Below are 21,414 nucleotides of genomic sequence, written 5' to 3' on the forward strand. Positions count from 1 at the left end.
CCCGCCGCGCGCGAGCGAGCCGCCGAAGATGCCGCCGATGCGCGCCGAGCGCCCCGCTGCCCCGCCGCCTCCTCCGCCCGTGCCGCAGGCTCCGCCCGTGCCGCCGGCGCCTGCCGCTGCGCCCTCGAGCGCCGAGCAGAACCTTGCCGAAATGGCCCAGCGGTTGGAGGCCGCGCTGCGTCGCCCCGCCGGCGAAACGGTTGCGCCTCCCGTCGCGCCGGAGCCGCCTGCCGCGCCCCCGCGGGCGGCACGCAGCGAGCCGGCAGCCCCGCCGGCGAAGCCGGCCGCGGAAAAGACCAGCTTTGAAAATCTCGAAGACGAGATGGCCTCGCTGCTCGGCCGTCCGAAGCCGTCTTCGTGAGGCTGCCGTCTCTCCCGCGTAGAGTTGTTTTCCTTTCTGTCCTGATCGCCGCGGCTTCGCTCGCGATGCCGGCGCACGCGCAGGACATCAGCATCAATCTCGGCGGCGGTGCCGGCGGCGGCGTCACCGAGCGCGCGATCCAGCTCATCGCGCTGCTCACCGTGCTGTCGATCGCGCCGTCGATCCTGATCATGATGACCTCGTTCACGCGCATCGTGGTCGTGCTGTCGCTGCTGCGCACCGCGATGGGCACGGCGACCGCGCCGCCGAACTCGGTGATCATCGCGCTCGCGATGTTCCTCACCTTCTTCGTGATGGGACCGGTGCTGCAGAAATCCTACGACGACGGCATCCGCCCGCTCGTCGCCAACCAGATCAGCGTCGAGGACGCGCTGCAGCGCGCCTCCGTGCCGTTGCGCGGCTTCATGCAGAAGAACGTGCGCGAGAAGGACCTCAAGCTGTTCCTGGATCTCTCGCGCGAACCGCCGCCGGCCACCCCCGACGACCTCGCGCTGCGCATCCTCGTCCCCTCCTTCATGATCTCCGAGCTGAAGCGCGCCTTCGAGATCGGCTTCCTGTTGTTCCTCCCGTTCCTGATCATCGACCTCGTCGTCGCCTCGGTGCTGATGTCGATGGGCATGATGATGCTGCCGCCGGCGACGATCTCGCTGCCGTTCAAGCTGATCTTCTTCGTGCTGGTCGACGGCTGGTCGCTGGTGGCGGGGAGCCTGGTGCAGAGTTACGGGGGGTGACGGCGGGCTTCGGAGATCGCACCGCAAGGCGCCCCCTCGCCGCTCTCACTCCATAGCCCCCGCCCTCTCCCCGTCATTGCGAGGAGCCCTATAGCGACGAAGCAATCCAGAATCTTTCCGCGGAGGGATTCCGGATTGCTTCGCTGCGCTCGCAATGACGGAGTGTGGCGCGGCCGCCGTTTCCTACCGCGTCATCTTGATCTGCCGCACGACCGGGATCGTCGGCAGCGAGCCGGTGTGCTCGGCTTCGTCCTTGGCCTGAGGCGAGGCGGGTGCGCGGGCGGAGGCGTCGGGGAAGCGCTGCTTCATCTCGCGCAGGAAGCCGTCGAGCGTGTCGACGCTGGCAGCGAGCTTGGCGATCTCGGCGAATTCGGCGCTGGAGGCCGCGGCCGGCTTGCTGGCGATGTCGAAGGCGAGACGGTCGGCGCTCTCGCTCATCAGCGGCGCGTATTTCTCGCGGAAGCGCGACAGGCCGATCGAGTCGTCGGCCAGCGCATAGCCGACGGCGGCGCGGATGATGTCGCTCTTCTCCACCGTGTTGAGCGGCTTGAAGTCGCGGAAGCGCTCGCCGTAATAGAGCTCGATCTGCTCGGCGGACTCGCGCCAGCGCCGCGCCGCCCAGAAGATGTCGGAGCGCAGGCGAAGCACCTCGCGGCCGGAGACGTTGGAGACGATGTCGAGCGCGAGGTCGTGACGGCCGACGTCGCTCTGCGCGCGCGCTTCCAGCAGCAGGCGCTGCTGCCTGAGCTCGCCGGAGAGATCGCTGATGCGGCTCGCGCGCAGCGCCGAGATCGCCATGTCCGGCTTGCGGTTGGCGAGATAGATCATGGCAAGGCGCGCGGCGACCTGGGCACGCGCGGCGCCCTCGAGGCGGTGATCGACCTGGTATTGCAGGAGCTCGGCAGCCTGATCGAGCAGATCGATCGAGGCGAGACGGTCGGCGAGCCGGCGGATCAGCTCGTCGCCGCGGCGGCCGATCGGCGTCAGCTCGCGGAATTCGTAGAACATCCCGAGCGCCTCGACCGGCGGCAGCTCGTCGCCCTTCGGCCCGAGGAAAATCTGCGTGAACAGCTCGGAGGCGAGATCCTGCGCCTGACGCGAAGCTTCCGCGTTGGGCTGAAGCCTCGTCGCGGTGCGCGCCGCGGTGAGCGCGTCGCGGTAGCGCCCGTTCTCGGCATACATCCGCGACAGCATCTGCAGCGTCTTGACCTCGATCGAGTCGCCGCGCCAGGTCATCGACAGGGTCTCGAGCTCGCGCAGCGCGTCTTCCTTGCCGATCTCGTCGCGCTTCTGCCGCAGCGCGACCTCGAGCTGCTTGGCCTCGGCCGCGGCCGGCCGATCGGCCGAGGCGACCGCCAATTTGTAGTCGTCGAGCGCGTCCCTGTCGTGGCCGAGCGCCTCGGCGAGCCGGCCGCGCAGCACGGCGAAGCCGGGCGCAGCCTCCGGCGAGATGCCGACCACTTCGAGCTCGCTGCGGCGCTTGGAGGCGCCGGCATAGTCCTTCACCTCGAGCGAGGCGCGCATCGCGTCCATCGTCACGATGCGCTGGATGTCGAGCGGCAGCGAGGCGATGGCGAATTCGACGTTCTTGAATTTCTCGCGCGCGTCCGCCCATTTGCCCTGGCGCGCGTAGGCGAGCGCCTTCCAGAGCTGGGAATCGTGGCTGTTGCCGATCACGGGATTGGCGAGGTCCTTCAGGCCCTGCGCCGGCCGGCCGATCAGGATGCTGGCGATCGCATGCATGATCAGCGCGCCGCTCTCCTCCTTGTTGAGCGGATCGCTCAACATCAGTTCGGTGACGGCCTTGGCTTCGTGATACATCGCACGCGACATGTAGAACTGCGCGAGATCGAGCCGCGGCAGCGAGCGAAGTGCCGGTTCGACGTTGGAGATGGCCGTGATCAGATCACTCTGACGCGCCATGAAGTTTTCCGACTGGCCCTTGCGCCAGCCTTCGGGGCTGAAGACCGGGCGCACCGCGGTCGGCGCCCGCTCGGCCGAGATGTCGACCGGCGACAGCGTCAGTCCGCCCTTCTTGCCGAGGATCACCTTGTCCAGGCCGACCTCGACGCCGACCTCGTCGGAGTTCGGCCGGATCGCGATGCCGTGCGCGGATTCCAACAGCGAGAGATCGACGAGGTCCTGCCGCTTGATGAAGCCGCGCACCGGCCGCTGCGCGGTGACGACATAGAGCGTGTCGCCGGCATCGGGATCGGTGAGCTTGTGCAGCTGGCCCGGATTGGCGAAGGGGATCGCGATGTTGGCGAGCGCGGGGTCGGTGATGTTGCGCGACATCATCAGCGGCAGCGGCGTCGTCTGGATCTTGTCGGCCAGCGTGAGCAGCCAGTTGGTTTCCTTGCCGACCTCCTCGCTCGCCAGCGAGTAGACCAGCGGGCGGGTGAGACGGATGCGCACCGCCTGGCCCTTGTCGAGCGGGATGCGGCCGACCTCGCCGATCATCGCGCCGCCCCTGGTGCGGATCGCCTCGAGGTCGATCGGCTTCGGCGTATCGAACACCAGCCACACCGTATCGCCGCGGCGGAACGCCGCCGCGGGCGTCGTAACCTGGATCGGGAACGTCACGCGCAAGCCGTCGCTGTCGCGGCGCGCATCGACGCTGGCGATGGTCGGCTGCGGCGCAGGCTTGGTGGCTTCCTTGGCAGCTTCTTTAGGAGCTTCCTTGACCGGCTCCTTCGCGGCCTCCTCGGCGGGCCTGGACGGCGCAGCCGCGGCTTCGACAGCGGGAGGCGCCGGCTTCGCAGCTTCCTTCGCGACGTCCTTGGGAGCCTCCTTGGGAGCTTCCGCAGCGTGTGCGGCCTCAGCTGCGGGGGCCGGGGCCGGCTTCGGCGCCTCAGTGGTCGGCATCGCGGCGGGCGCCTCCGGCTTGGCGTCGGGCTTCACCTCGATCTTGGCCTCGCGCGCGATCGTCTCGGACGTCGGCGGCACGATCTCGCGATGGGCGTCCTTCGGCTTCTCGGCCGCGGGCTTCTCGGGCGCCGGCGCCGGTCCGTGACCTCCGGGCTTCATCTGCGCGATCGCCGCCTCGGGCGTCGCGGCGGCCTTGCCCCGGTCGGGCTGGAAGGAGACATCGACGACATAGTTCTTCTCGTCGCGGAACGAATGCACGTCGGAGTCGCCGATCAGCGCGATCTCGACATTGGTCTGGTCGATGTCGGCCTTCTGTTTGATCGAGGCGACGTTGGGCGGCGCGGCGACGACCGCGTCCGCCAGATCGAAATTGAGGTTGGCGTTGAAGGCGAGCGTGAGCTTCTGCTCGTTCAGCACCGAGGACACGCCGACGCCGTCGGGCATCTCGAACACGAAGCGCACGAAGGTCGGCTGCACCGAGGCACGCACGCGGATCTGCGGACGCTTCTTGCTCTCGGCCGCGGCGCGCTGGGCGCGCAGCGCGCGCTCGGCGATGCGCGCGCGCTCGGCGAGCTCCTTGACGACGTCCATGGGCAGGCTCGGCGCCGGCCCCTTCCAGCCCTCGGGCAGGAGGTCGACGAAGGTGCGCTCGCCCGCGTTCATGGTGTTGACGGTGACGCGCCGCGCCAGCGACAGGCGGATGGCGGTGCCGTCGGGATCGCGGCGCGCGGAGTTGACGTAATCGGGCGCGCCTTCCGGCACGCGGTCGACGGGCACGTCGACGGGCCGGTCGAAGCGGATGATGAGGATGGAGCCCGCGGTCGTCACCTCGGAGGGAACGTCCTCGCCGAGCTTGATGACGAGGCGGGCAAAGCCGCCGCCGGCCGAAAAAGTCGCCTCGCCCCTGACGGGATCAGCCGCCCGGCCAGGTGCACCGAGGCCGATCAGCAGGCAGACCGCCAGCGCGCCTACGCTGCGGACATGACGCGACAGCCCCGGCGCCAGAGCGCGGGCTCGCGACCACAATCCATCGGCAGCCTCTAGCGCCATTGGCGGCATGTCTTCCGTTTCGACGGCTCTACGCCGGCACTGGTACCGGCCCCTGCCCTCGACTTTAAGGTTTTGCCAATTAAGGACTTCTTAAGTATGAGCCCTCAATTCGGCTTTTGCGTCGGCTTGCCGTCGATCTTGGGCAGATCGCCGGCCGAGGCCGACTGATCGCTGCCGCCATTGGCACGGCGGGCCATCTCGACGGTCAGCTTCTCGGCGGCTTCCGGCGACATCAGCCCCATGATGTCCGACATCTTTCGCGGCGCGATCGCCGAGGCGATCTCGATCAGCACGCCCATTTCGAGCCGGTCGAACACCCGTGCGGCGTCCTTGGGCTTCATGCCCTCGTACATGGTCACAAGGCCCTTCATGCGCTGGGCTTCGGCGGCCTTCTGCTCGGCCTGCGTCGCGGAGATGCGGGTTTCCACCGCCTTCATCTCCTCGACCTTGCCTTCGATGCGCTTCTCGGCCGATTTGAGCAGGCTTTCGCGAATGTCGATCTCGCGCTGGCGCGCCTCGATCTCCTGGCGGCGCGCCTGCAACCGCTCGAGGATCGCGCGCTCGGAGGCCGAGACCTGCGGCTGGCCTTCCTCGATCTTGACGGGTGTGCCGCCCTCGGGCTTGCTCTCGGGCGCGGCCGGCTTCGGCGCCTCCTTCGGCGCGCCGTGGGTCGAGCCGGTGATGATCTCCGGTTCCTCGCGGCCGGTCGGGAAGTTCAGATTCTCCTGCGCCCAGGATTTCTTGGTCTGGTTCGGCTTGTAGTCGAAGACATAGCCGCCATTGATCACGAGGCCCGCCACCTTCAGCGTGGCGAGGCCGGCGACGGCCACCAGGACGACCGGAATGACGCGGATGTTACGGAAGGATTTCATATCCTCACTTCACGCGGCAAGGCCGTTGGATCGTCGGCGCTCGGAGAAGGCTTCGGCCGCCGCCGCGACCGCCTTTGCCGTCGACGGCTTCGGCGCCGTCGCGGAAACTGTCTCCGGATTGGTGACGGGGCGCGCGGCGATCGCGATCTTGGACAGGCGCCGCACCACGTTGTCGGCTTCGCCGAGCTGCTTGTAGAGCTGGTCCGACATCTGCGTCGCCGCGGCGAGCTGGCTGCCGAGATTCTCGTTGACGTCGCGCACGGCGAGCTTCAGCCCGCCGATCGCACGTTCCGCGATCTCGGTTGCGGTGATCAGCTCGCCGATCACCGCCTTCAGCGAATGCTCGTCCGCCTTCAGCCGCGTCAGGCGCTTGTTGAGCATGACGCAGTAGACGATGGTCAGCATCAGCAGGATAGCCACCAGCGTCTCGATCGCCATTCCCAGGGAGTGGTTCATGGGGCCTCCATCATCTTGTTCTGCTCGTCCACCTTCTCGAACATCGCAAGTGTCGTACTTGGCTTGCGCAAGGGTTTCGTCACGCGGATCGCGACGCGGTCGCCGACCCGGCCCATCCGCCCCTCGGTCAGCGTGACGTCGCCGCAGCGCACGGTGACGTTGGCATCCGCGCGCATGTCCAGCGGCAGCGTGTCGCCGACCTTGAGCCGCATCAGCTGCTTGAGCGGGATGTCGGCCTCGTAGAGCACGGCATCGACGGCGATCTCGGCCTGCACGATTTCGGTGGCGAAATGGCCTTCCCAGACCGGATCGCGGCCGAACTTTTCGCCCATGAACATCTGGAGCAGGACGCCCCGGATCGGCTCGATGGTCGCATAAGGCAGCAGGAGTTCGATGTTGCCGCCGCGGTCTTCCATGTCGATGCGCAGGCGCACCAGGATCGCGGCATTGGCGGGACGGCTGATCGCGGCGAAACGCGGATTGGTCTCGAGCCGGTCGATCGTGAAGGTGACCGGCGACAGCGGCCGGAACGCCTGCTCGGCATCGGCCAGCACCACCTCGACCAGCCGCTTGACCAGCTCGGTCTCGATCGTGGTGTAGGGCCGGCCCTCGATGCGGAGCTGGCTGGTGCCGCGGCGGCCGCCGAGCAGCACGTCGATCATCGAATAGATCAGGTTGGAATCGACCGTCGCCATGCCGAAGTTTTCCCACTCCTCGGCCTTGAAGACGGTGAGGACGGCAGGCAGCGGGATCGAGTTCATGTAGTCGCCGAAACGCACCGAGGTGATGCGGTCGAGCGAGACTTCGACGTTGTCGGAGGTGAAATTGCGCAAGGACGTCGTCATCAGCCGCACCAGGCGGTCGAAGACGATTTCGAGCATCGGCAGACGCTCGTAGGAGACCATCGCCGAATCGATGATCGCGCGGATGCCGGAATGGTCGTCCAGCGTGACGTCGCCGACGGTGAAGCCGAGGAGATTGTCGATCTCCTCCTGCGACAGCACCCGCTCGCCGGAATTCTTGCCGCTGCCGAGATCGCGGCTGCCGTCCTCGACCATGGCCGCCCATTGCAGCGCCATGGTCTCGGATAGTTCGTTTTCGGCAGCGGCCTTGGCGGCCTCCGCAGGATCCTCGGAATCGAGCGACGCCTCCCATTGGGCGGCAATCGCATCCTGGTCCATTTGCTCGTTGCCGGCCATGACGCTAGCCCGTGCCCTTCCGCAGCGTCTTCACTGGATCACGACTTCCTTGAACAGCACCGCGCTGACCTGGATCGGGGCGACCGCCGCGTTGACGCGCTTGGTCAGCTCCTCCTTGAGGCGGAAGATGCCGGCGGAACCGTTGAGGTCGGAGGGGCGCAGCTCGCGCACATAGGTCTGGAAGATGTCGGTGACGCGCGGCATCGTCGGCTTGATCGCCTCGACCTGCTTCTCTTCCTTCAGCTCCAGCACGATCTTCAGCCGCAGATATTGCACGCGCTCGCCCGGCGCGCCGGCGAGGTTGACCATCATGTCGGGGACGTCGACGAAGGCCGGCGGCTTCGGCGGCGGCGCGACCTCGGCATGGTGCTCGTCGTCGCCGTGACGGAAGAAGAAGAACCAGGTCGCAGCACCACCGCCGAGGACGGCGAGCAGGCCGATGGCCATGATGATGAGCTTCAGCTTGTTCTTCGGCGGAGCGGCTTCCGCGCCCTCGGCGGCTGCGCCGCCTTCTGCTTCATTCTCTGCCATGGTCGCCGCGCCCGGATCTCTCAAAGGGGTCGAAAGAGCGAAGCCTCAAGACAGTGACGCGATACAAATGCCCCGGCGCAATGCGCTCCTCTTCATGGCAAACGCTACGGTAATAATGGTTAACGGAATCTTTCGATTGGGCCTCAGCTAGGAAAAATCTGCCGGGCAAACATGGCTAACAGAACCTTTCTGCCGCCCTCCCGTCCCCTCAAGAAATCGACAATCCATTGAAATATCTAGTTTTTTCAGGTTGGCACGGCTTTCGCTGAGAGAGGGCCGAGACCGAACGGTTTGGGAGAACCCGACAGTCTCGTTCACGGGGTCCGCCAAGGCGCTTGGGAGAGCGAAATGGCAGGTCCCACTCAGGGGAGATCATCCGATGCAGAACGCGCTTCTGATCGGCTTGTCACGGCAGATGACGTTGGAGCGGCAGATGGATGTCATCGCCAACAACGTCGCCAATGCCAACACCAACGGCTTCAAGGCCGATCATTCGCTGTTCGAGGAGTACCTCAACTCGAACGCGCGTGAGGACAATTTCATCGGCGCGGACCGCCGGGTCTCCTATGTGCAGGACCGCGGCACCTACCGCGACATCGGCCAGGGGCCGATGGAGCCGACCAAAAATCCGCTCGACATGGCGATCAGCGGCAACGCCTATTTCGCGGTGCAGGCCAATGGCGGCGAGCTCTTCACCCGCGACGGCAAATTCTCGCTCAACTCGACCGGCCAGCTCGTCACCTCGGACGGCAATCTGGTGCTCGGCACCGGCGGCCCGATCACCTTCCAGCCGACCGACCACGACATCAACGTCGCGCCCGACGGCACCATCACGGTGCTCGAAGGCACCGCCAAGACCGACTCGATCCGCGGCAAGATCCGCATGGCCTCGTTCGACGATCCGACCAAGCTGACCAAGCTCGGCGCCAACCTCTACAGCGCCGGCTCCGCGACCCAGCAGGCCGACACCAAGTCCACCGTGCAGCAGGGCTATATCGAGAAGTCGAACGTGAATTCGGTCGGCGAGATGACTCGCATGGTCGAGGTCATGCGCAGCTACACCGCCATCGCCAATCTGCTCCAGCAGCAGAGCGACCTCCACAAATCGGCGATCGAGAAGCTCGCCGACGTTCCGGCCTGATTAGGAGAGAACTGACATGCAGGCGCTTCACACCGCAGCGACCGGAATGGCGGCACAGGAACTCAACGTTCAGGTGATCTCCAACAACATCGCGAACCTCCGCACCACCGGCTTCAAGAAGCAGACGGCGGCGTTCCAGGACCTGATCTACGAGCACGTGCGCCGCGTCGGCGCGCAGGCCTCGGACCAGGGCACCATCCTGCCCGTCGGCGTCGACATCGGCGGCGGCGTCAAGACCGTCGGCACGCCGCGCAGCATGACGCAGGGCACCCTGTCGCAGACCGGCAACGATCTCGACCTTGCGATGTCCGGCGAAGGCTTCTTCAAGATCCTGATGCCCGACGGCACCTATCAGTACACCCGCGACGGCACCTTCCAGATGGACAATCAGGGCCGCGTCGTCACCGCCCAGGGCAACCCGGTGCAGCCGACGATCACGATTCCGAACAACGCCTCCGGCATCACCGTGAGCGAGCAGGGCCAGGTCTCGGTGACGCTGCCGGGCTCGTCGACCTCCTCGATCGTCGGCCAGATCGGCGTGACCCGCTTCATCAACAAGGCGGGCCTGCAGCCGGTCGGCAGCAACCAGTTCACCGAGACCCCCTCGTCCGGCCCGCCGCAGGACGGCACCGCGAACTCCGAGGGCTACGGCAAGATCACCCAGGGCAGCCTCGAGCAGGCCAATGTCGACGTCGTCTCGGAGATGAGCGACCTGATCGCCGCCCAGCGCGCCTACGAGATGAACGCCAAGGTGATCAGCGCCGCCGACCAGATGATGCAATCGACCACGGCGCTGTTCCGCTGAGGTAATGACGATGATCCGCACCACCCTCGCCACGATCTCCGCTCTCCTGCTGCTGGCGCTGCCGGCGCAGGCCGCCGACGACGTCATCGCGGCGCCGACGCTGCGCGCGAGCGTCACCGTGACCTCGGACGTGGTGCGGGTCGGCGATCTCATCGACAATGCCGGCTCGGCCGCGCTGATCCCGGTCTACCGCTCGCCCGATCTCGGCACCACCGGCGCGCTGCCGGTCGCGCAAGTCCTGTCGGTGTTGCGCGCAAAGCAGGTGATCGGCGTGATGACCGGCGACATCAGGGAAGTCCAGGTCACCCGCCTCGCCCGCACCCTCGCCAACAAGGACCTCGAAAACGCGGTGGCCTCGGCGCTCGAGCGCCGCTTCGGCCTTGGCGATGCCGCCAACATCACCGTCACCTTCGACCGCGGCGTCGCCGACATGCGGCTGGACGCCTCCAACACCGGCGCGCTCCAGGCGGTGGCAACCCGCTATGACGCCCGCAGCGGCCGTTTCGACATCGGCTTCGAGATCAACAACGACAACAATCCGGCGCCGACCAAGCTGCGCTTCACCGGCACCGCGATCGAGACCGTGGAAGTGGCCGTGCTGACGCGCGACATCGACCGTGCCGATCTGCTGAAGGCCTCCGACGTCGCACTGGAGCGCCGGCCCAAGGCCGAGGTCACCGGCGAGCCCGCCTCGCGCGAGCGCAGCGTCGGCATGCAGCTGCGCCGGCCGATGCGGGCGGGCACGCCGCTTCGTGCCGCCGACATCGTCAAGCCCGACTTCGTCGTGCGCGACCAGGCCGTGACCGTCATCTTCCAGGCGCCCGGCCTCTACCTCACCACGCGCGGCAAGGCGATCGAGAGCGGCGCCGAGGGCGACACCGTCAGCGTGCTCAATCTGCAATCCAAGCGCACGCTGACCGGCGTCGTCACCGGCCGCGGCCAGGTGACGATCCAGGGCGCGAGCCAGTCCGCACCGATGCCGCCCGCGGTCGAGCAGACCTCCTCGCTCAAGCGCGACGAGGCGCCCGCCCCCGTCGACACCGCAGCTCTCCTCCGCAGCCTGGTGCAGGCCCCCGCCTCGCCGGCCCAGATCGCAGAAGCCCAGATCCCGCAAGCTCGCGTCTCGCAAGCTCAAGCCAAGTAAGAGTTCGTCATGTCCGCTTTCAGTTCGGCTTACCGTCTTCGTCGCATCGCGATCTCCGCGCTTCTGCTGGCAGCTAGCGCGCTGGGCGGCTGCTCATCGATCGACCGCCTGTCGCAGATCGGCGAGCAACCGAAGCTGTCGGCGATCGACAATCCGACGACGCAGCCCGGCTACAAGCCGGTGCAGATGCCGATGCCGAAGCCGGAAGTCGCCTCCTACAATCCGAACTCGCTGTGGCGCAACGGCAGCCGTGCCTTCTTCAAGGACCAGCGCGCCCGCCAGGTCGGCGACCTCCTGACCGTGACCGTGAACATCACGGACAAGGCCAACATCGCCAACGAGACCCAGCGCAGCCGCACCAATTCGGAAGATTCCGGCATCACCGACTTCATCGGCGCCAAGACCCTCGGCGCGCAGGCGCAGAAGGTGCTGCCCGGCCGCATCCTCACGGCCGACTCCTCCGCCTCCAGCGACGGCAAGGGCTCGGTCAACCGCACCGAAGCCTTGCAGACCAACGTCGCCGCCGTCGTCACCCAGGTGCTGCCGAACGGCAACCTCGTGGTCGAGGGCAAGCAGGAGATCCGCGTCAACTACGAGATCCGCGAGCTCGTGGTCGCCGGCATCGTCCGCCCCGAAGACATCCAGAGCGACAACACCATCGATTCCACCAAGATCGCACAGGCCCGCATCGCCTATGGCGGCCGCGGCCAGATCATGGACGTGCAACAGCCGCGCTACGGCCAGCAAGTCATGGACGTGCTGCTGCCCTTCTAAGCCTCTTCAAGAGCTCCCACATCGTGTTCGCGAACCTAGGCGCGAACGACGATGTACGACGCGGCCCTCGCTAGCTCCCCTGGCGAGGGCCGCATGTATTTTGGGCGATGGTCGGCTCATGCAGCGAGTGAGGGCCGCGCAATTGCAGCAACGCAGCTGCCGCAAGCTCCGTCATTGCGAGCGAAGCGAAGCAATCCAGAATTCCTCGCGAAACAACTCTGGATTGCTTGGCCGCGAAGCTCCTCAATGCCGGCGGAGAGAGCGCCTGCTCCTCACGCCGCGCTGGCCACGGCGCGGATCTCCAGATGCACGCCCGTCTCCGTCTGCAGCGCGTGGATTACCGCCATCAGGTTCTCAGCCGTTGGATTGCCGCGCGGTCCGAACATCCGCATCAGGCTTTTCGGCGGGCGGTCCAGCACTTCGCTCAAGCGCTCGAAACCGATGGTGGCATTGATGTAGGTCCGCAGCGCGGTGCGGCCATAGTCGACGTCTCCCTGCAGCAAGCCCTGCATTGCCTCCTGAAACAGCGCCTCGCGAAAGGCGGGATCGCGCTGGGCCCGCGCGCGAATGGTCTCTTGAAAACTGTGGGTCAACGGCATCCGCCTATCCCTCATTGCGCTTGCGCGCCTTGTAATCGCGCCACCGGCGAAGCGCGACGCTGATATCAGCCTGCTGGCTCTGCTTGTGCGCGTCAGCGGTGCGGCGCAGAGCCGGGACCCAGAAAGCCACACCCCACGGTCCAGCATGGGCCCCGGCTCTGCAGCGCACCGCTCGCTGGACGATGCTTCGCATCGCCAGGGGAGCGCTGCGCTGCGTCCGGGGCACGAGACCGCGCATGGATCACGTAAACTCCGCCTCCACCACGCCGAGCCCGTCCAGCTCCATCCGCACCTTGTCGCCGGCCTTCAGCCACAGCGTCTTGACCAGGCTGCCGGTGAGAACGAGCTGCCCCGCATGCAGTCCCTTGCCGTCCGCGGCGAGATGATTGGCGAGCCAGGCGAGCGCGTTGTGGGGATGACCGAGCACGTCGGCGCCGGTGCCGTGGCTGACCTCCTCGCCGTTGAGAATCGCGCGGCCCTTGATCGCCTTCAGATCCGGCACCGACGAGCGCGGCACGGACGGTCCCAGCACGCAGCCGGCGGCGAAGAAATCGTCCGCGATCAGCGTCGGCGCGCCCATCGTCTCCCACTTCACGTAGCGGTCGTCGACGATCTCGATGGCGGGATGGTAGGACTCGACCGCCTCACCAACCCACTCGGCCGTGAACGGCGCCTCGCCGGCGGCGAGGTCCCGCTTCAGCCGCACCGCGATCTCGCATTCGACACCGACGCGGACATATTTGGAGGTGGCGAGCTTCGCGCCGCTCTCGTGCACGCCCTTCTGGAACACGCCGCCGCCGCAGGGGTGCGGAATGCCGATGTACTCCTGCATCACCTGGCTGGTGCAGCCGATCTTGTAGCCGACCAGCGGACCGACATGCGGCAGCAGCAGATCGTGCAGCGCACGCTGGACTTGGTACCCTTCGGCCTCGTCGGCCGGGGGAACCTCGAGCGCGGCAAGCGGCGCATGGTTGCGCCGCGCCAGCGCGATCGCCTTTGCGGCCTCGAGAATTTTGTCCATCGGCGCCGCCTCCCACGCTACGCGATCATGCGCGGCAGTGGAGCATCCCCGCCCCGGCCTGACAAGCGCGGGCGGCGCGTGACCTCACGCCTTGACCAGGCCAAGCCGGATCAGGCTCTCGGCCGTCGCCAGGATCGCTTCATCATTGGAGCGCGCCTCCCAGCCCAGCAGCGATCGCGCCTTGGCGCTGGTGGAATGCCTGACCTTGCCGAGCATCGGCACCACGGCGCGCAGCAGCGGAATCCGATGTGCGGCGAGCCTCACCAGCCAGTCCGGGGCCTGCAATCGCGGAACCCGGCGCGCCCGCGGGCCCAGTTCCCGCCGCAGCACCCTGGCGATGTCGAGGATCGACAGCGCTTCGCCGGAGACGGCGATGAAGCGCTCGCCCCTGGCTTCCGGTGCGGTCATCGCCCGCAGATGCAGGTCGGCAACGTCGCGCACATCGACCACGCCGAAATAGACGCGCGGCACCGCCGGCATGGCGCCGTCGAGCAGCGATTTGACGATCTCGATCGAGCCGGAGAAGTCCGGCCCCAGCACGGGACCGAAAATGCCGGCGGGATTGACCACCGACAGCTCCAGCCCGCCGCCCTCGCCCGCGACGAAATCCCAGGCCGCCCGCTCGGCCAGCGTCTTGGACTTGATATAGGGCTGCACGTCGGCACCGCCGAGGTTGGTCCAGTCGGTCTCGTCGAACGGTTTTTCACGCGGCTTGTGGCCATAGCCGATCGCACCCAGCGACGAGGTGATCACGACGCGCCTGACGCCGGCCTCGCGCGCGGCACGCAGCACCCGGAGCGTGCCGTCCCGGGCCGGGATGATCATCTCGTTCTCGTCCTTGGGAACACTGGTGGAGAGCGGCGAGGCGACGTGGAGCACGTAGTCGCAGCCCGCGACGGCCTCACGCCACCCCTCACCCCGGACGAGGTCGGCGGTGAAGAAGGACAGGCGCTCGGGCGAAGCCGCCCCGCCCTCGCGCAGCATGGCCAGCACGTCGGCCTGCCGCTCCGGCCGGCGCACCGTCGTCCGCACCGTGTGGCCGGCGGCCAGAAGTTGCAGGACGACATGGATGCCGACGAAGCCCGACCCGCCGGTGACCAGAACAGTGCTCATTGCCAAATTCCCCTCTTTGCACGGGCCGGCGAATTGGTTCCGCCACCCTGCTCAAGGCGGCATCTGGTCACTATCTTCCGGGGAGCAAGTAGAATGGATTTCGAGACCGGTATGGAAAACCTGACCAGTGCCTGCGACGTCGACTGCGATTGCAGCCCCGACCCTGCCCTGCTCGCCGACTTCAAGCGGGCCATCCATGCCCTCGGCGGCAAGTGGAAGCTGGAGATCCTGTTCGCGCTGATGAACGGCGCGGTACGTTTCGGCGCGTTGCGACGCTCGATCGGCGGCATCACCCAGCACATGCTGACCACGCAATTGCGCGAGCTCGAGCAGGACGGGCTGGTGTCGCGCACCGTCGTGGCTTCGAGGCCGTTGCAGGTCGAATACGAGCTGACGGATGCGGCCTACGGCCTGCTACCGGCGTTTAAGGAAATATTGAGCTGGTCCAGGCTTTATGGGGATGCGCGCCTCGTGGCGTCGCAGCAGGCCTGATTGCAGCGATGTATGAAGCTGCTGGATCGGTCTCTCAGCATCCGAGCCGATCTCGTTGATGCGACTCGCAAAATCTCCCGCACCTGAAGTGAAGGCTGTTTCTCATCCGAACTCACGTGAGCTCGGAGGAATCGAGTCTAGCCCATTGATCATGATTCACTTTTGGCGCTCGCGCTCGCGCGTTGGGACACGCGGCGGCAGGCGACAGGCAAAATGCTGATCGCGGCGCGAAACGGCGCCTTGCGTCCAAAAACAAAGAGCCGCATCGCTGCGGCTCGGGCTTTATTCGTCGCGATAGACCTTCTCGCGTTTCTCGTGGCGCTCCTGCGCTTCCACCGAGAGCGTCGCGATGGGCCGGGCTTCGAGCCGCTTCAGAGAGATCGGCTCGCCGGTGTCCTCGCAATAGCCGTAGGTGTTGTCCTCGATGCGCTGGAGCGCGGCGTCGATCTTGGCGATCAACTTGCGCTGGCGGTCGCGGGCGCGGAGTTCGATGGCGCGGTCGGTTTCGGACGATGCCCGATCGGCAATATCGGGGTGGTTCACGTTCTCCTCCTGCAGGGCTTGCAGGGTGAGCTTGGACTCTTTGAGGATCTCATCCTTCCAGGCGAGGAGCTTCAAACGGAAGTACTCCTTCTGCCGGTCGTTCATGAAAGGCTCTTTTTCGGTCGGTCGGTAGTTTTTCAACTTTTCCAAGGGAGGCCTATCTGTCTAAGCAACGACTCGCAACGGAAACAGGGTCCGTTGAACCGGGCCTTATATAGTGGCCTCCTGTGACAGACAATATTTCCCTCACCGTCCGGCTGGCGCCCCCAAGCCCTTGCACAGGAAGGTTTATCCGGAAGGGATCGGGGGCGGCCGAAGGCCTAGTAGCCGACCGTGAAGCGCTGCCTCGGATGGGCGGGGCGTTCGATCTCATCGGCGAGCGCAATGGCGTAGTCGGCGAAGGTGATCCAGCTCTTGCCGTTCGCATCTGCGAGAAGCTGATCGGTCCCGAGGCGGAACTTGCCGGTGCGTTCCCCCTCGACGAACAGCGCGGACGGCGAAATGAAGGTCCAGTTCAGCTCCTTCTCGTGCCTCAACAGGTCGAGGAAGGCAGAGCCCGCCTCGGCTTCCGCCTTGTACTGGGCCGGAAAATTGGGAGTCGTGACCAGCTTCACGCCCGGCGCGACCTCGAGGCTGCCGGCGCCGCCGACGACGAGGTAACGGCCAACCTTGGCGTCCTTCGCCGCATCGATCAGCTTGCGGGCGTCACTGGCCAGGAAGTGCACGGAACTCACGGCGACGTCGTGGCCGGACCACAGCTTGGCAAGGCCGGCCTGGTCGAGCACGTCGCCCTTGGTCGGCGTGACGTTCGGCAGGACCGCGATCTTCTCCGGGTTCCGGGCGATGGCGGTGACCGCGTGGCCGCGGCGGGCCAGTTCCTTGGTGATCTCCGACCCCGCCCGGCCCGAGGCGCCGGCAACTGCGATTTTCATGGAAGGCTTCCTTTGCTTCTTAGGTAACTATCAGAAACCAGATATCGCAAAGAATGCTGGTGTTAAGAGAGCACTTTGTGCTTACCTGATTACACAAGGGTAACCCCCATGCGCATCGCAAGCGACGAAAATGGAGTCCGAGGCTCGACCATGAAACCCGACGTCTATGCAGCGAACTGCCCCACCCGCCAGATCCTCGACCGCGTCGGCGACAAATGGGCTGTGCTGATCCTGTTGCTGCTGCGCGAGCAGCCGATGCGTTTCAATCAGTTGCGCCGTACGATCGAAGGCATTTCTCAGAAGATGCTGAGCCAGGTTCTCAAATCGCTCGAACGTGACGGCCTGATCAGACGCCATGCCATCGCGACCGTGCCCGTGACGGTGGAGTATTCGATCACGCAGCTCGGACTGACGCTCGCCGGCGCGGTCGATCCCTTACGCGATTGGGCCGAGCAGAATCTGAAAGACGTTCTCGCCGCCCAGCGCCGCTACGACGCGCAGCAGAAGGAGGAAGCGGCGTAGGCCGCTGCGAAGACAGGCTTATGGGAGTCCGTCTGGGAGTCCCGTCATCCTGAGGTGCGAGTGGTGCGATGCAAAGCATCGCGCCGGGAGCCTCGAAGGATGTACGGCCAGGATGAAGCAGGCCGGGCTCGTCGCCCTTCGAGGCTTTTCATACGGCGCATGCGCCGCATGAAAAGCGCCTCAGGGTGACGGATTTAGCAGCTACCCCTGCCCGGCCTTGGCGAGTTCGACCTCGACGCGCAGTTCGATCTCGGAGAGCACCGCATCGAGACCCGGATCGCCCGAGGACGATTTCAGGTTCGCCGCAGCGTCCCGCAGCCGCAACACGGTCGACTTGTCGAGATTGCCGGACAACAGACCCATCTTGAGATCGTCGAGCACGTCGAGCGCAGTCCTGCCGCGAGCGACCGAGCGCTTGCGCCGCTCGATCGGATCCTCTTCGACGCCTTGCAGGGCAAGCAGCCCGTCGATGTTGGCGGCGGCCTTCGGCGCCGCAGCGCTCCGTGTCTCCTGCGCCGACGACGTGTCGGGCAGCACGAAGGTGCCGGAGCCGGTTCGCCTGGCCTGGCTGGCCGGCGTTCCAAGCGTGGTGCCGTTCGGTCCGTAGATGCGCATCGGAAAGAATCCGGGTGATCGATGCCGTCACCTTCGCTGTCTTATGGTTAACGGGGCGTAAACAGCCCGGCAAAATCTGCCGATAGGCGGCAGTTTCGCTCCTCAGGGCGAACGCCGGCTGACGCCAGTCGAAACAGATTTATTCAACCTATTCAGCGACCTACCCCTGTCACCCCGGGTTGGCACAGCCCTCGCAAGGACAGCGCCGGACCAGCTCGACATGGGAGTGTTGAGATTGGTCCGAGATTTGAGGAGCCTTTTGAGGATCCTTGGGGAGCAGAGGATGCCAAGCGTTCGTTGGGTGAGGATTGTCGGGGTGGCCTGCGCGGCGCTGTCAGCGCTGGTGCTGTCGGTCGCGTCCGCAAGCGCGACCTCGCGCATCAAGGACCTCGCCAACATCGAAGGCGTGCGGCAGAACCAGCTCATCGGCTACGGCCTCGTCGTCGGCCTCAACGGTACCGGCGACACGCTCAACAACATCCCCTTCACCAAGCAGTCGCTGCAGGCGATGCTCGAGCGCATGGGCGTCAACATCCGCGGCGCCACCATCCGCACCGGCAACGTCGCCGCCGTGATGGTGACCGGCAATCTGCCGGCCTTCGCCACCCAGGGCACACGCATGGACGTCACGGTGTCCGCGCTCGGCGATGCCAAGAACCTCCAGGGCGGCACCCTGCTCGTCACCCCCCTGTTAGGCGCCGACGGCAATGTCTACGCCGTGGCGCAGGGCTCGCTCGCGATCTCCGGCTTCCAGGCCGAGGGCGAAGCGGCCAAGATCGTGCGCGGCGTTCCGACCGTCGGACGCATCGCCAACGGCGCCATCATCGAGCGCGAGATCGAGTTCGCGCTCAACCGCCTGCCGAACGTTCGCCTGGCGCTGCGCAATGCCGACTTCACCACCGCCAAGCGGATCGCGGCGGCCATCAACGACTATCTCGGCGTCAAGACCGCCGAGCCGATCGATCCCTCCACGGTGCAGCTGTCGGTCCCTCCGGAGTTCAAGGGCAACGTCGTCGCCTTTCTCACCGAGATCGAGCAGCTCCAGGTCGACCCGGATCTCGCCGCCAAGATCATCATCGACGAACGCAGCGGCATCATCGTGATGGGCCGCGACGTCCGCGTCGCCACCGTCGCGGTCGCGCAGGGCAACCTCACGGTCACGATTTCCGAGAGCCCGCAGGTGAGCCAGCCCAATCCGCTGTCGCGCGGCCGCACCGTGGTTGCGCCGCGCAGCAGCGTCACCGTCACCGAGGACGGCAAGAAGCTGGCCGTCGTCAAGGACGGTGTCTCGCTCCAGCAGCTCGTCGACGGCCTCAACGGCCTCGGCATCGGCCCGCGCGACATGATCAGCATCCTCCAGGCGATCAAGGCCGCCGGCGCGATCGAAGCCGACATCGAGGTGATGTGATGCAGACCAACGCGATCAACACCCCGCGCCTCTCCAACTCCTCGGCCTTCTCGGTCGAGAGCCGCAACGGCCGGCCCGATTTCGACCTCGCGGCCGCGCTGCAAAAGGTCTCGCCGCAACAGCAGGCCAAGGCGCAGAAGACAGCCACCGATTTCGAGGCGATGTTCCTCAACAGCATGTTCTCGCAGATGACCTCGGGCCTGAAGGGCGAAGGCCCGTTCGGCGACACGCCGGGCACCGGCGTGTGGCGTTCGATGCTGACCGAGCAATATTCCAAGAACTTCGCCAATGCCGGCGGCGTCGGCGTGGCCCGTGACGTCTATCGTACCCTGATCATCCAGCAGGCGAAAACCACTCTTCGTACGGCATAAGGTCCAACGAGATGAACCAGTTCAACGCCTCACGTCAGCCGATGCAGGCCCAGCGCCCGGCCACTGCGCCTGGCAGCACCGAGGCGCGCAAGCTCGCCGAAGACCTGATGGATGCGATGAACGCGCTGCTCGGACTGATCGAGCGCGAGACCGAGCTCGTTCGCGCCGGCAAGGTCCGCGAGGCGATGACGTTCGAGAGCAAGAAGCAGGAGCTGTCGCGCAACTACGTCGCTGCCGTCAGCCAGTTGAAGGCCAACCAGCCTCAGCTCGCGAAGTCCGCGCCGGAGCTGCTCTCGACGCTGCACCGCCACCACGACGCGTTCCGCGCGATGCTCCAGGTCAATCTCACCGTGCTCGCGACCGCACACGCGGTCTCCGAAAGCGTCGTGCGCGGCGTCAATGCCGAGATCCAGAAGCGCAACGTGCCGAACACCTATACGGCCGCGGGGCGCCGCGCGGCTCCAGGTCCGCGCCACATCACGCCGCTCGCGGTCAGCCGCTCGCTCTGAGCGCACGCGAAAACAAGCAACAATTTTACGAAAAACCGCGCGGCGATATCGTCGCGCGGTTAGGCACGTTTCCTTACCAGGTCTTCAGTCCTGGTGTTCCATGGTTGCGTATTGAGAGGGGTTGGGATTTGACTCACGTGAGGCAACCAGGAGGCTGCCATGAGTACAGATTTCAGCATCAGGCCGGTGGGGATCCCGGCCCCCGTGCAGATCGCAGCGACGTCAAACGCGGCGGCGAACGAGGCTGTGCAGACTGATCTTCCGGTGAGCCAGACGGTCGCCGCGGCGGATACGAGCGCGCCTGTGCGCAACGATCTGCCGAGCCACGAGAACATCTCGCGCCAGGTCGTGTTCGACCAGGCGTCGGCATCCATGGTCTTCCAGGTCGTCAACGACAAGACCGAAGCGGTGGTCAACCAGTTCCCTGACGAAGCGATGCTGCGCCGGCGGGCCTATTTCCATGCCCTGGACATGAAGTCCGAGCCTTCGCGCCCGCTCAGCACGGACGTCAGCGCCTGACGATCACGCGATCGATGGCGACGCTCCGCGTCTGACCGGCACCGGTCAGCGCGACATTCGCATTTCCGAAGGACAATTGGTCTGGGATGCTCGTGATGCAGCGATCACACGAGTCGCCGTCACGGCCGCCCGGACAGACCGGCAGCGATGTTGCGGTTGATCTCGATCAGCGGACGGAAGTGATCGAACTGCGGGCTCATCTGCAGCGCGGCGGTCTGGCTCAGCACGAACACGCTGATGTTGGCGATCTTCTGCCGGACGTCGATCGGCTGCGGATTGTTGTCGCGCATCGCCTCGCTCAGGAAGATGGTCCAGAGCTTGCGGTTGAACATCAGGGCCTGCATGGTCTGCTCGCTGAGCGGATCGGCGTTGTTCACCGCATCCTGGAGCTTGTTCGCGGCCTTCAGCAGGGTCTGCGCCTCGATGTCGCGAGGAGATGCGGTGGTCGTTGCAACACGCGCATAAGCCGAGGCAGCGGAATTCGACATCAATCACACCCTGGAGGTTACCTAGCGCGTTGTACGCGCTTAAGGATTTCTTTCCCGACCCTAGGCAGCACCGCTTAAGATTTGCTTACGTGTTGTGCTTGGAAGCACTCCGGATAATTACGGGTCACGGAGCTCTTCGTCAGCGCAACGCTAGATCCACGCACGCACGATGTAAACTCGCTTGCCGTGATGCGCGCCGATCTCAGCTAATCTTGTCTTAGCGATCTCCCTCAAAAGAAAGGCGGGGCGTTAGCCCCGCCGCGAAATCTCGAATGGCGACCTTGGCTCTCTCTAAATTAGCGGAGCAGCTGCAGCACGCTCTGCTGCGA

Annotated in this window: 23 protein-coding genes and 1 pseudogene; 12 read left to right on the forward strand and 12 right to left on the reverse strand. The window is 65.9% G+C overall.

Features of this window, described 5'->3' with window-relative positions; translation table 11 throughout:
* Both UNPF46_RS36275 and fliP read left to right on the forward strand, forming a co-directional pair.
* Positions 1 to 361 (forward strand): annotated as a pseudogene (locus UNPF46_RS36275) (flagellar biosynthetic protein FliO); the annotation flags it as partial.
* On the forward strand, positions 358 to 1,113 hold the full coding sequence (gene fliP, locus UNPF46_RS36280; protein ID WP_142253230.1) for a flagellar type III secretion system pore protein FliP: 756 nt from the start codon (positions 358 to 360) through the stop codon (positions 1,111 to 1,113). The pseudogene UNPF46_RS36275 and the gene fliP, both read left to right, overlap by 4 nt.
* 183 nt (positions 1,114 to 1,296) lie before the next feature.
* Here the strand turns inward: fliP and UNPF46_RS36285 are convergent, their stop codons facing one another.
* From UNPF46_RS36285 to fliL, 5 genes are all read right to left on the reverse strand, one after another.
* Positions 1,297 to 5,031 carry a tetratricopeptide repeat protein gene (locus UNPF46_RS36285; protein WP_181770271.1) on the reverse strand — a complete coding sequence of 1,245 codons (3,735 nt, stop codon included), beginning with the start codon at positions 5,029 to 5,031 and terminating at the stop codon, positions 1,297 to 1,299.
* A 104-nt stretch (positions 5,032 to 5,135) separates the two neighbouring features.
* Positions 5,136 to 5,903 (reverse strand): MotE family protein, encoded by a 768-nt coding sequence (locus UNPF46_RS36290; protein ID WP_142253232.1) that lies wholly within the window; start codon positions 5,901 to 5,903, stop codon positions 5,136 to 5,138.
* Positions 5,904 to 5,912: 9 nt separating this feature from the next.
* On the reverse strand, positions 5,913 to 6,359 hold the full coding sequence (locus UNPF46_RS36295; protein WP_100177534.1) for a DUF6468 domain-containing protein: 447 nt from the start codon (positions 6,357 to 6,359) through the stop codon (positions 5,913 to 5,915).
* Positions 6,356 to 7,558, reverse strand: coding sequence for a flagellar motor switch protein FliM (gene fliM, locus UNPF46_RS36300; protein WP_018321852.1), 1,203 nt, complete (start codon positions 7,556 to 7,558; stop codon positions 6,356 to 6,358). Before fliM ends, UNPF46_RS36295 begins: the two co-directional genes overlap by 4 nt.
* A gap of 30 nt (positions 7,559 to 7,588) precedes the next feature.
* Positions 7,589 to 8,089 carry a flagellar basal body-associated protein FliL gene (gene fliL, locus UNPF46_RS36305; RefSeq protein WP_142253233.1) on the reverse strand — a complete coding sequence of 167 codons (501 nt, stop codon included), beginning with the start codon at positions 8,087 to 8,089 and terminating at the stop codon, positions 7,589 to 7,591.
* A 379-nt stretch (positions 8,090 to 8,468) separates the two neighbouring features.
* Between fliL and flgF the strand changes: the two genes are divergently transcribed.
* Genes flgF through flgH form a run of 4 tightly spaced genes read left to right on the forward strand, consistent with a single transcriptional unit; the run spans position 8,469 to position 11,953 of the window.
* Positions 8,469 to 9,230 carry a flagellar basal-body rod protein FlgF gene (gene flgF / locus UNPF46_RS36310; RefSeq protein WP_100177536.1) on the forward strand — a complete coding sequence of 254 codons (762 nt, stop codon included), beginning with the start codon at positions 8,469 to 8,471 and terminating at the stop codon, positions 9,228 to 9,230.
* A gap of 16 nt (positions 9,231 to 9,246) precedes the next feature.
* Entirely contained in the window at positions 9,247 to 10,035 is a 789-nt protein-coding gene (flgG, locus tag UNPF46_RS36315) for a flagellar basal-body rod protein FlgG (protein ID WP_100177537.1), read from the forward strand.
* Between the two features lie 10 nt (positions 10,036 to 10,045).
* The gene (flgA, locus tag UNPF46_RS36320) at positions 10,046 to 11,179 is read left to right on the forward strand and encodes a flagellar basal body P-ring formation chaperone FlgA (RefSeq protein WP_181770272.1); all 1,134 of its coding nucleotides are present in this window, start codon (positions 10,046 to 10,048) and stop codon (positions 11,177 to 11,179) included.
* 9 nt (positions 11,180 to 11,188) lie between these two features.
* The gene (gene flgH, locus UNPF46_RS36325; RefSeq protein WP_097658010.1) at positions 11,189 to 11,953 is read left to right on the forward strand and encodes a flagellar basal body L-ring protein FlgH; all 765 of its coding nucleotides are present in this window, start codon (positions 11,189 to 11,191) and stop codon (positions 11,951 to 11,953) included.
* A 272-nt stretch (positions 11,954 to 12,225) separates the two neighbouring features.
* Here the strand turns inward: flgH and UNPF46_RS36330 are convergent, their stop codons facing one another.
* The 3 genes from UNPF46_RS36330 to UNPF46_RS36340 all read right to left on the reverse strand — a co-directional run bounded on the left by UNPF46_RS36330 (position 12,226) and on the right by UNPF46_RS36340 (position 14,686).
* On the reverse strand, positions 12,226 to 12,552 hold the full coding sequence (locus UNPF46_RS36330) for a helix-turn-helix domain-containing transcriptional regulator (protein WP_100177539.1): 327 nt from the start codon (positions 12,550 to 12,552) through the stop codon (positions 12,226 to 12,228).
* 241 nt (positions 12,553 to 12,793) lie between these two features.
* Positions 12,794 to 13,573, reverse strand: coding sequence for a 2-keto-4-pentenoate hydratase (locus UNPF46_RS36335; RefSeq protein ID WP_100177540.1), 780 nt, complete (start codon positions 13,571 to 13,573; stop codon positions 12,794 to 12,796).
* 84 nt (positions 13,574 to 13,657) lie between these two features.
* A complete protein-coding gene (locus UNPF46_RS36340; protein WP_142253235.1) occupies positions 13,658 to 14,686 on the reverse strand; it encodes an SDR family oxidoreductase in 1,029 nt (342 codons plus the stop codon).
* A 93-nt stretch (positions 14,687 to 14,779) separates the two neighbouring features.
* Between UNPF46_RS36340 and UNPF46_RS36345 the strand changes: the two genes are divergently transcribed.
* The gene (locus UNPF46_RS36345; RefSeq protein ID WP_181770273.1) at positions 14,780 to 15,178 is read left to right on the forward strand and encodes a winged helix-turn-helix transcriptional regulator; all 399 of its coding nucleotides are present in this window, start codon (positions 14,780 to 14,782) and stop codon (positions 15,176 to 15,178) included.
* A 282-nt stretch (positions 15,179 to 15,460) separates the two neighbouring features.
* Here UNPF46_RS36345 and dksA read toward each other — a convergent pair whose 3' ends face one another.
* Both dksA and UNPF46_RS36355 read right to left on the reverse strand, forming a co-directional pair.
* Entirely contained in the window at positions 15,461 to 15,826 is a 366-nt protein-coding gene (gene dksA, locus UNPF46_RS36350) for an RNA polymerase-binding protein DksA (protein ID WP_100177542.1), read from the reverse strand.
* A 215-nt stretch (positions 15,827 to 16,041) separates the two neighbouring features.
* Positions 16,042 to 16,653, reverse strand: a complete 612-nt coding sequence (locus tag UNPF46_RS36355; RefSeq protein WP_142253236.1) for an NAD(P)-dependent oxidoreductase — start codon at positions 16,651 to 16,653, stop codon at positions 16,042 to 16,044.
* Between the two features lie 150 nt (positions 16,654 to 16,803).
* On the opposite strand from UNPF46_RS36355, the gene UNPF46_RS36360 reads away from it, so the two are divergent.
* Positions 16,804 to 17,175: a winged helix-turn-helix transcriptional regulator gene (locus tag UNPF46_RS36360; protein WP_100181193.1), complete on the forward strand. Its 372-nt coding sequence runs from the start codon at positions 16,804 to 16,806 to the stop codon at positions 17,173 to 17,175.
* Between the two features lie 201 nt (positions 17,176 to 17,376).
* On the opposite strand, the gene UNPF46_RS36365 is transcribed toward UNPF46_RS36360, so the two are convergent.
* On the reverse strand, positions 17,377 to 17,790 hold the full coding sequence (locus UNPF46_RS36365) for a flagellar assembly protein FliX (RefSeq protein WP_142253237.1): 414 nt from the start codon (positions 17,788 to 17,790) through the stop codon (positions 17,377 to 17,379).
* Positions 17,791 to 18,073: 283 nt separating this feature from the next.
* Between UNPF46_RS36365 and UNPF46_RS36370 the strand changes: the two genes are divergently transcribed.
* The 4 genes from UNPF46_RS36370 to UNPF46_RS36385 all read left to right on the forward strand — a co-directional run bounded on the left by UNPF46_RS36370 (position 18,074) and on the right by UNPF46_RS36385 (position 20,597).
* Positions 18,074 to 19,198: a flagellar basal body P-ring protein FlgI gene (locus UNPF46_RS36370; protein ID WP_181770274.1), complete on the forward strand. Its 1,125-nt coding sequence runs from the start codon at positions 18,074 to 18,076 to the stop codon at positions 19,196 to 19,198.
* Positions 19,198 to 19,569: a flagellar assembly peptidoglycan hydrolase FlgJ gene (gene flgJ, locus UNPF46_RS36375; RefSeq protein ID WP_174718961.1), complete on the forward strand. Its 372-nt coding sequence runs from the start codon at positions 19,198 to 19,200 to the stop codon at positions 19,567 to 19,569. The genes UNPF46_RS36370 and flgJ overlap by 1 nt, the downstream gene beginning before the upstream one ends.
* An 11-nt stretch (positions 19,570 to 19,580) precedes the next feature.
* Positions 19,581 to 20,078 (forward strand): hypothetical protein, encoded by a 498-nt coding sequence (locus UNPF46_RS36380; protein ID WP_100177547.1) that lies wholly within the window; start codon positions 19,581 to 19,583, stop codon positions 20,076 to 20,078.
* Between the two features lie 159 nt (positions 20,079 to 20,237).
* A complete protein-coding gene (locus tag UNPF46_RS36385) occupies positions 20,238 to 20,597 on the forward strand; it encodes a hypothetical protein (RefSeq protein WP_142253239.1) in 360 nt (119 codons plus the stop codon).
* 119 nt (positions 20,598 to 20,716) lie between these two features.
* On the opposite strand, the gene flaF is transcribed toward UNPF46_RS36385, so the two are convergent.
* Positions 20,717 to 21,085, reverse strand: coding sequence for a flagellar biosynthesis regulator FlaF (flaF, locus tag UNPF46_RS36390; RefSeq protein ID WP_008554779.1), 369 nt, complete (start codon positions 21,083 to 21,085; stop codon positions 20,717 to 20,719).
* Positions 21,086 to 21,414: the final 329 nt, after the last annotated feature.

The organism is Bradyrhizobium sp. UNPF46, from assembly GCF_006658625.1.
Lineage (GTDB): Bacteria > Pseudomonadota > Alphaproteobacteria > Rhizobiales > Xanthobacteraceae > Bradyrhizobium > Bradyrhizobium nitroreducens.

Bases quoted from the DNA above. Each gene is read 5' to 3' on its own strand.
- UNPF46_RS36285 (WP_181770271.1), bottom strand. From the start codon at position 5,031: ATGGCGCTAGAGGCTGCCGATGGATTGTGGTCGCGAGCCCGCGCTCTG.
- UNPF46_RS36290 (WP_142253232.1), bottom strand. From the start codon at position 5,903: ATGAAATCCTTCCGTAACATCCGCGTCATTCCGGTCGTCCTGGTGGCC.
- UNPF46_RS36295 (WP_100177534.1), bottom strand. From the start codon at position 6,359: ATGAACCACTCCCTGGGAATGGCGATCGAGACGCTGGTGGCTATCCTG.
- fliM (WP_018321852.1), bottom strand. From the start codon at position 7,558: ATGGCCGGCAACGAGCAAATGGACCAGGATGCGATTGCCGCCCAATGG.
- fliL (WP_142253233.1), bottom strand. From the start codon at position 8,089: ATGGCAGAGAATGAAGCAGAAGGCGGCGCAGCCGCCGAGGGCGCGGAA.
- flgF (WP_100177536.1), top strand. From the start codon at position 8,469: ATGCAGAACGCGCTTCTGATCGGCTTGTCACGGCAGATGACGTTGGAG.
- flgG (WP_100177537.1), top strand. From the start codon at position 9,247: ATGCAGGCGCTTCACACCGCAGCGACCGGAATGGCGGCACAGGAACTC.
- flgA (WP_181770272.1), top strand. From the start codon at position 10,046: ATGATCCGCACCACCCTCGCCACGATCTCCGCTCTCCTGCTGCTGGCG.
- flgH (WP_097658010.1), top strand. From the start codon at position 11,189: ATGTCCGCTTTCAGTTCGGCTTACCGTCTTCGTCGCATCGCGATCTCC.
- UNPF46_RS36330 (WP_100177539.1), bottom strand. From the start codon at position 12,552: ATGCCGTTGACCCACAGTTTTCAAGAGACCATTCGCGCGCGGGCCCAG.
- UNPF46_RS36335 (WP_100177540.1), bottom strand. From the start codon at position 13,573: ATGGACAAAATTCTCGAGGCCGCAAAGGCGATCGCGCTGGCGCGGCGC.
- UNPF46_RS36340 (WP_142253235.1), bottom strand. From the start codon at position 14,686: ATGAGCACTGTTCTGGTCACCGGCGGGTCGGGCTTCGTCGGCATCCAT.
- UNPF46_RS36345 (WP_181770273.1), top strand. From the start codon at position 14,780: ATGGATTTCGAGACCGGTATGGAAAACCTGACCAGTGCCTGCGACGTC.
- dksA (WP_100177542.1), bottom strand. From the start codon at position 15,826: ATGAACGACCGGCAGAAGGAGTACTTCCGTTTGAAGCTCCTCGCCTGG.
- UNPF46_RS36355 (WP_142253236.1), bottom strand. From the start codon at position 16,653: ATGAAAATCGCAGTTGCCGGCGCCTCGGGCCGGGCGGGGTCGGAGATC.
- UNPF46_RS36360 (WP_100181193.1), top strand. From the start codon at position 16,804: ATGAAACCCGACGTCTATGCAGCGAACTGCCCCACCCGCCAGATCCTC.
- UNPF46_RS36365 (WP_142253237.1), bottom strand. From the start codon at position 17,790: ATGCGCATCTACGGACCGAACGGCACCACGCTTGGAACGCCGGCCAGC.
- UNPF46_RS36370 (WP_181770274.1), top strand. From the start codon at position 18,074: ATGCCAAGCGTTCGTTGGGTGAGGATTGTCGGGGTGGCCTGCGCGGCG.
- flgJ (WP_174718961.1), top strand. From the start codon at position 19,198: ATGCAGACCAACGCGATCAACACCCCGCGCCTCTCCAACTCCTCGGCC.
- UNPF46_RS36380 (WP_100177547.1), top strand. From the start codon at position 19,581: ATGAACCAGTTCAACGCCTCACGTCAGCCGATGCAGGCCCAGCGCCCG.
- UNPF46_RS36385 (WP_142253239.1), top strand. From the start codon at position 20,238: ATGAGTACAGATTTCAGCATCAGGCCGGTGGGGATCCCGGCCCCCGTG.
- flaF (WP_008554779.1), bottom strand. From the start codon at position 21,085: ATGTCGAATTCCGCTGCCTCGGCTTATGCGCGTGTTGCAACGACCACC.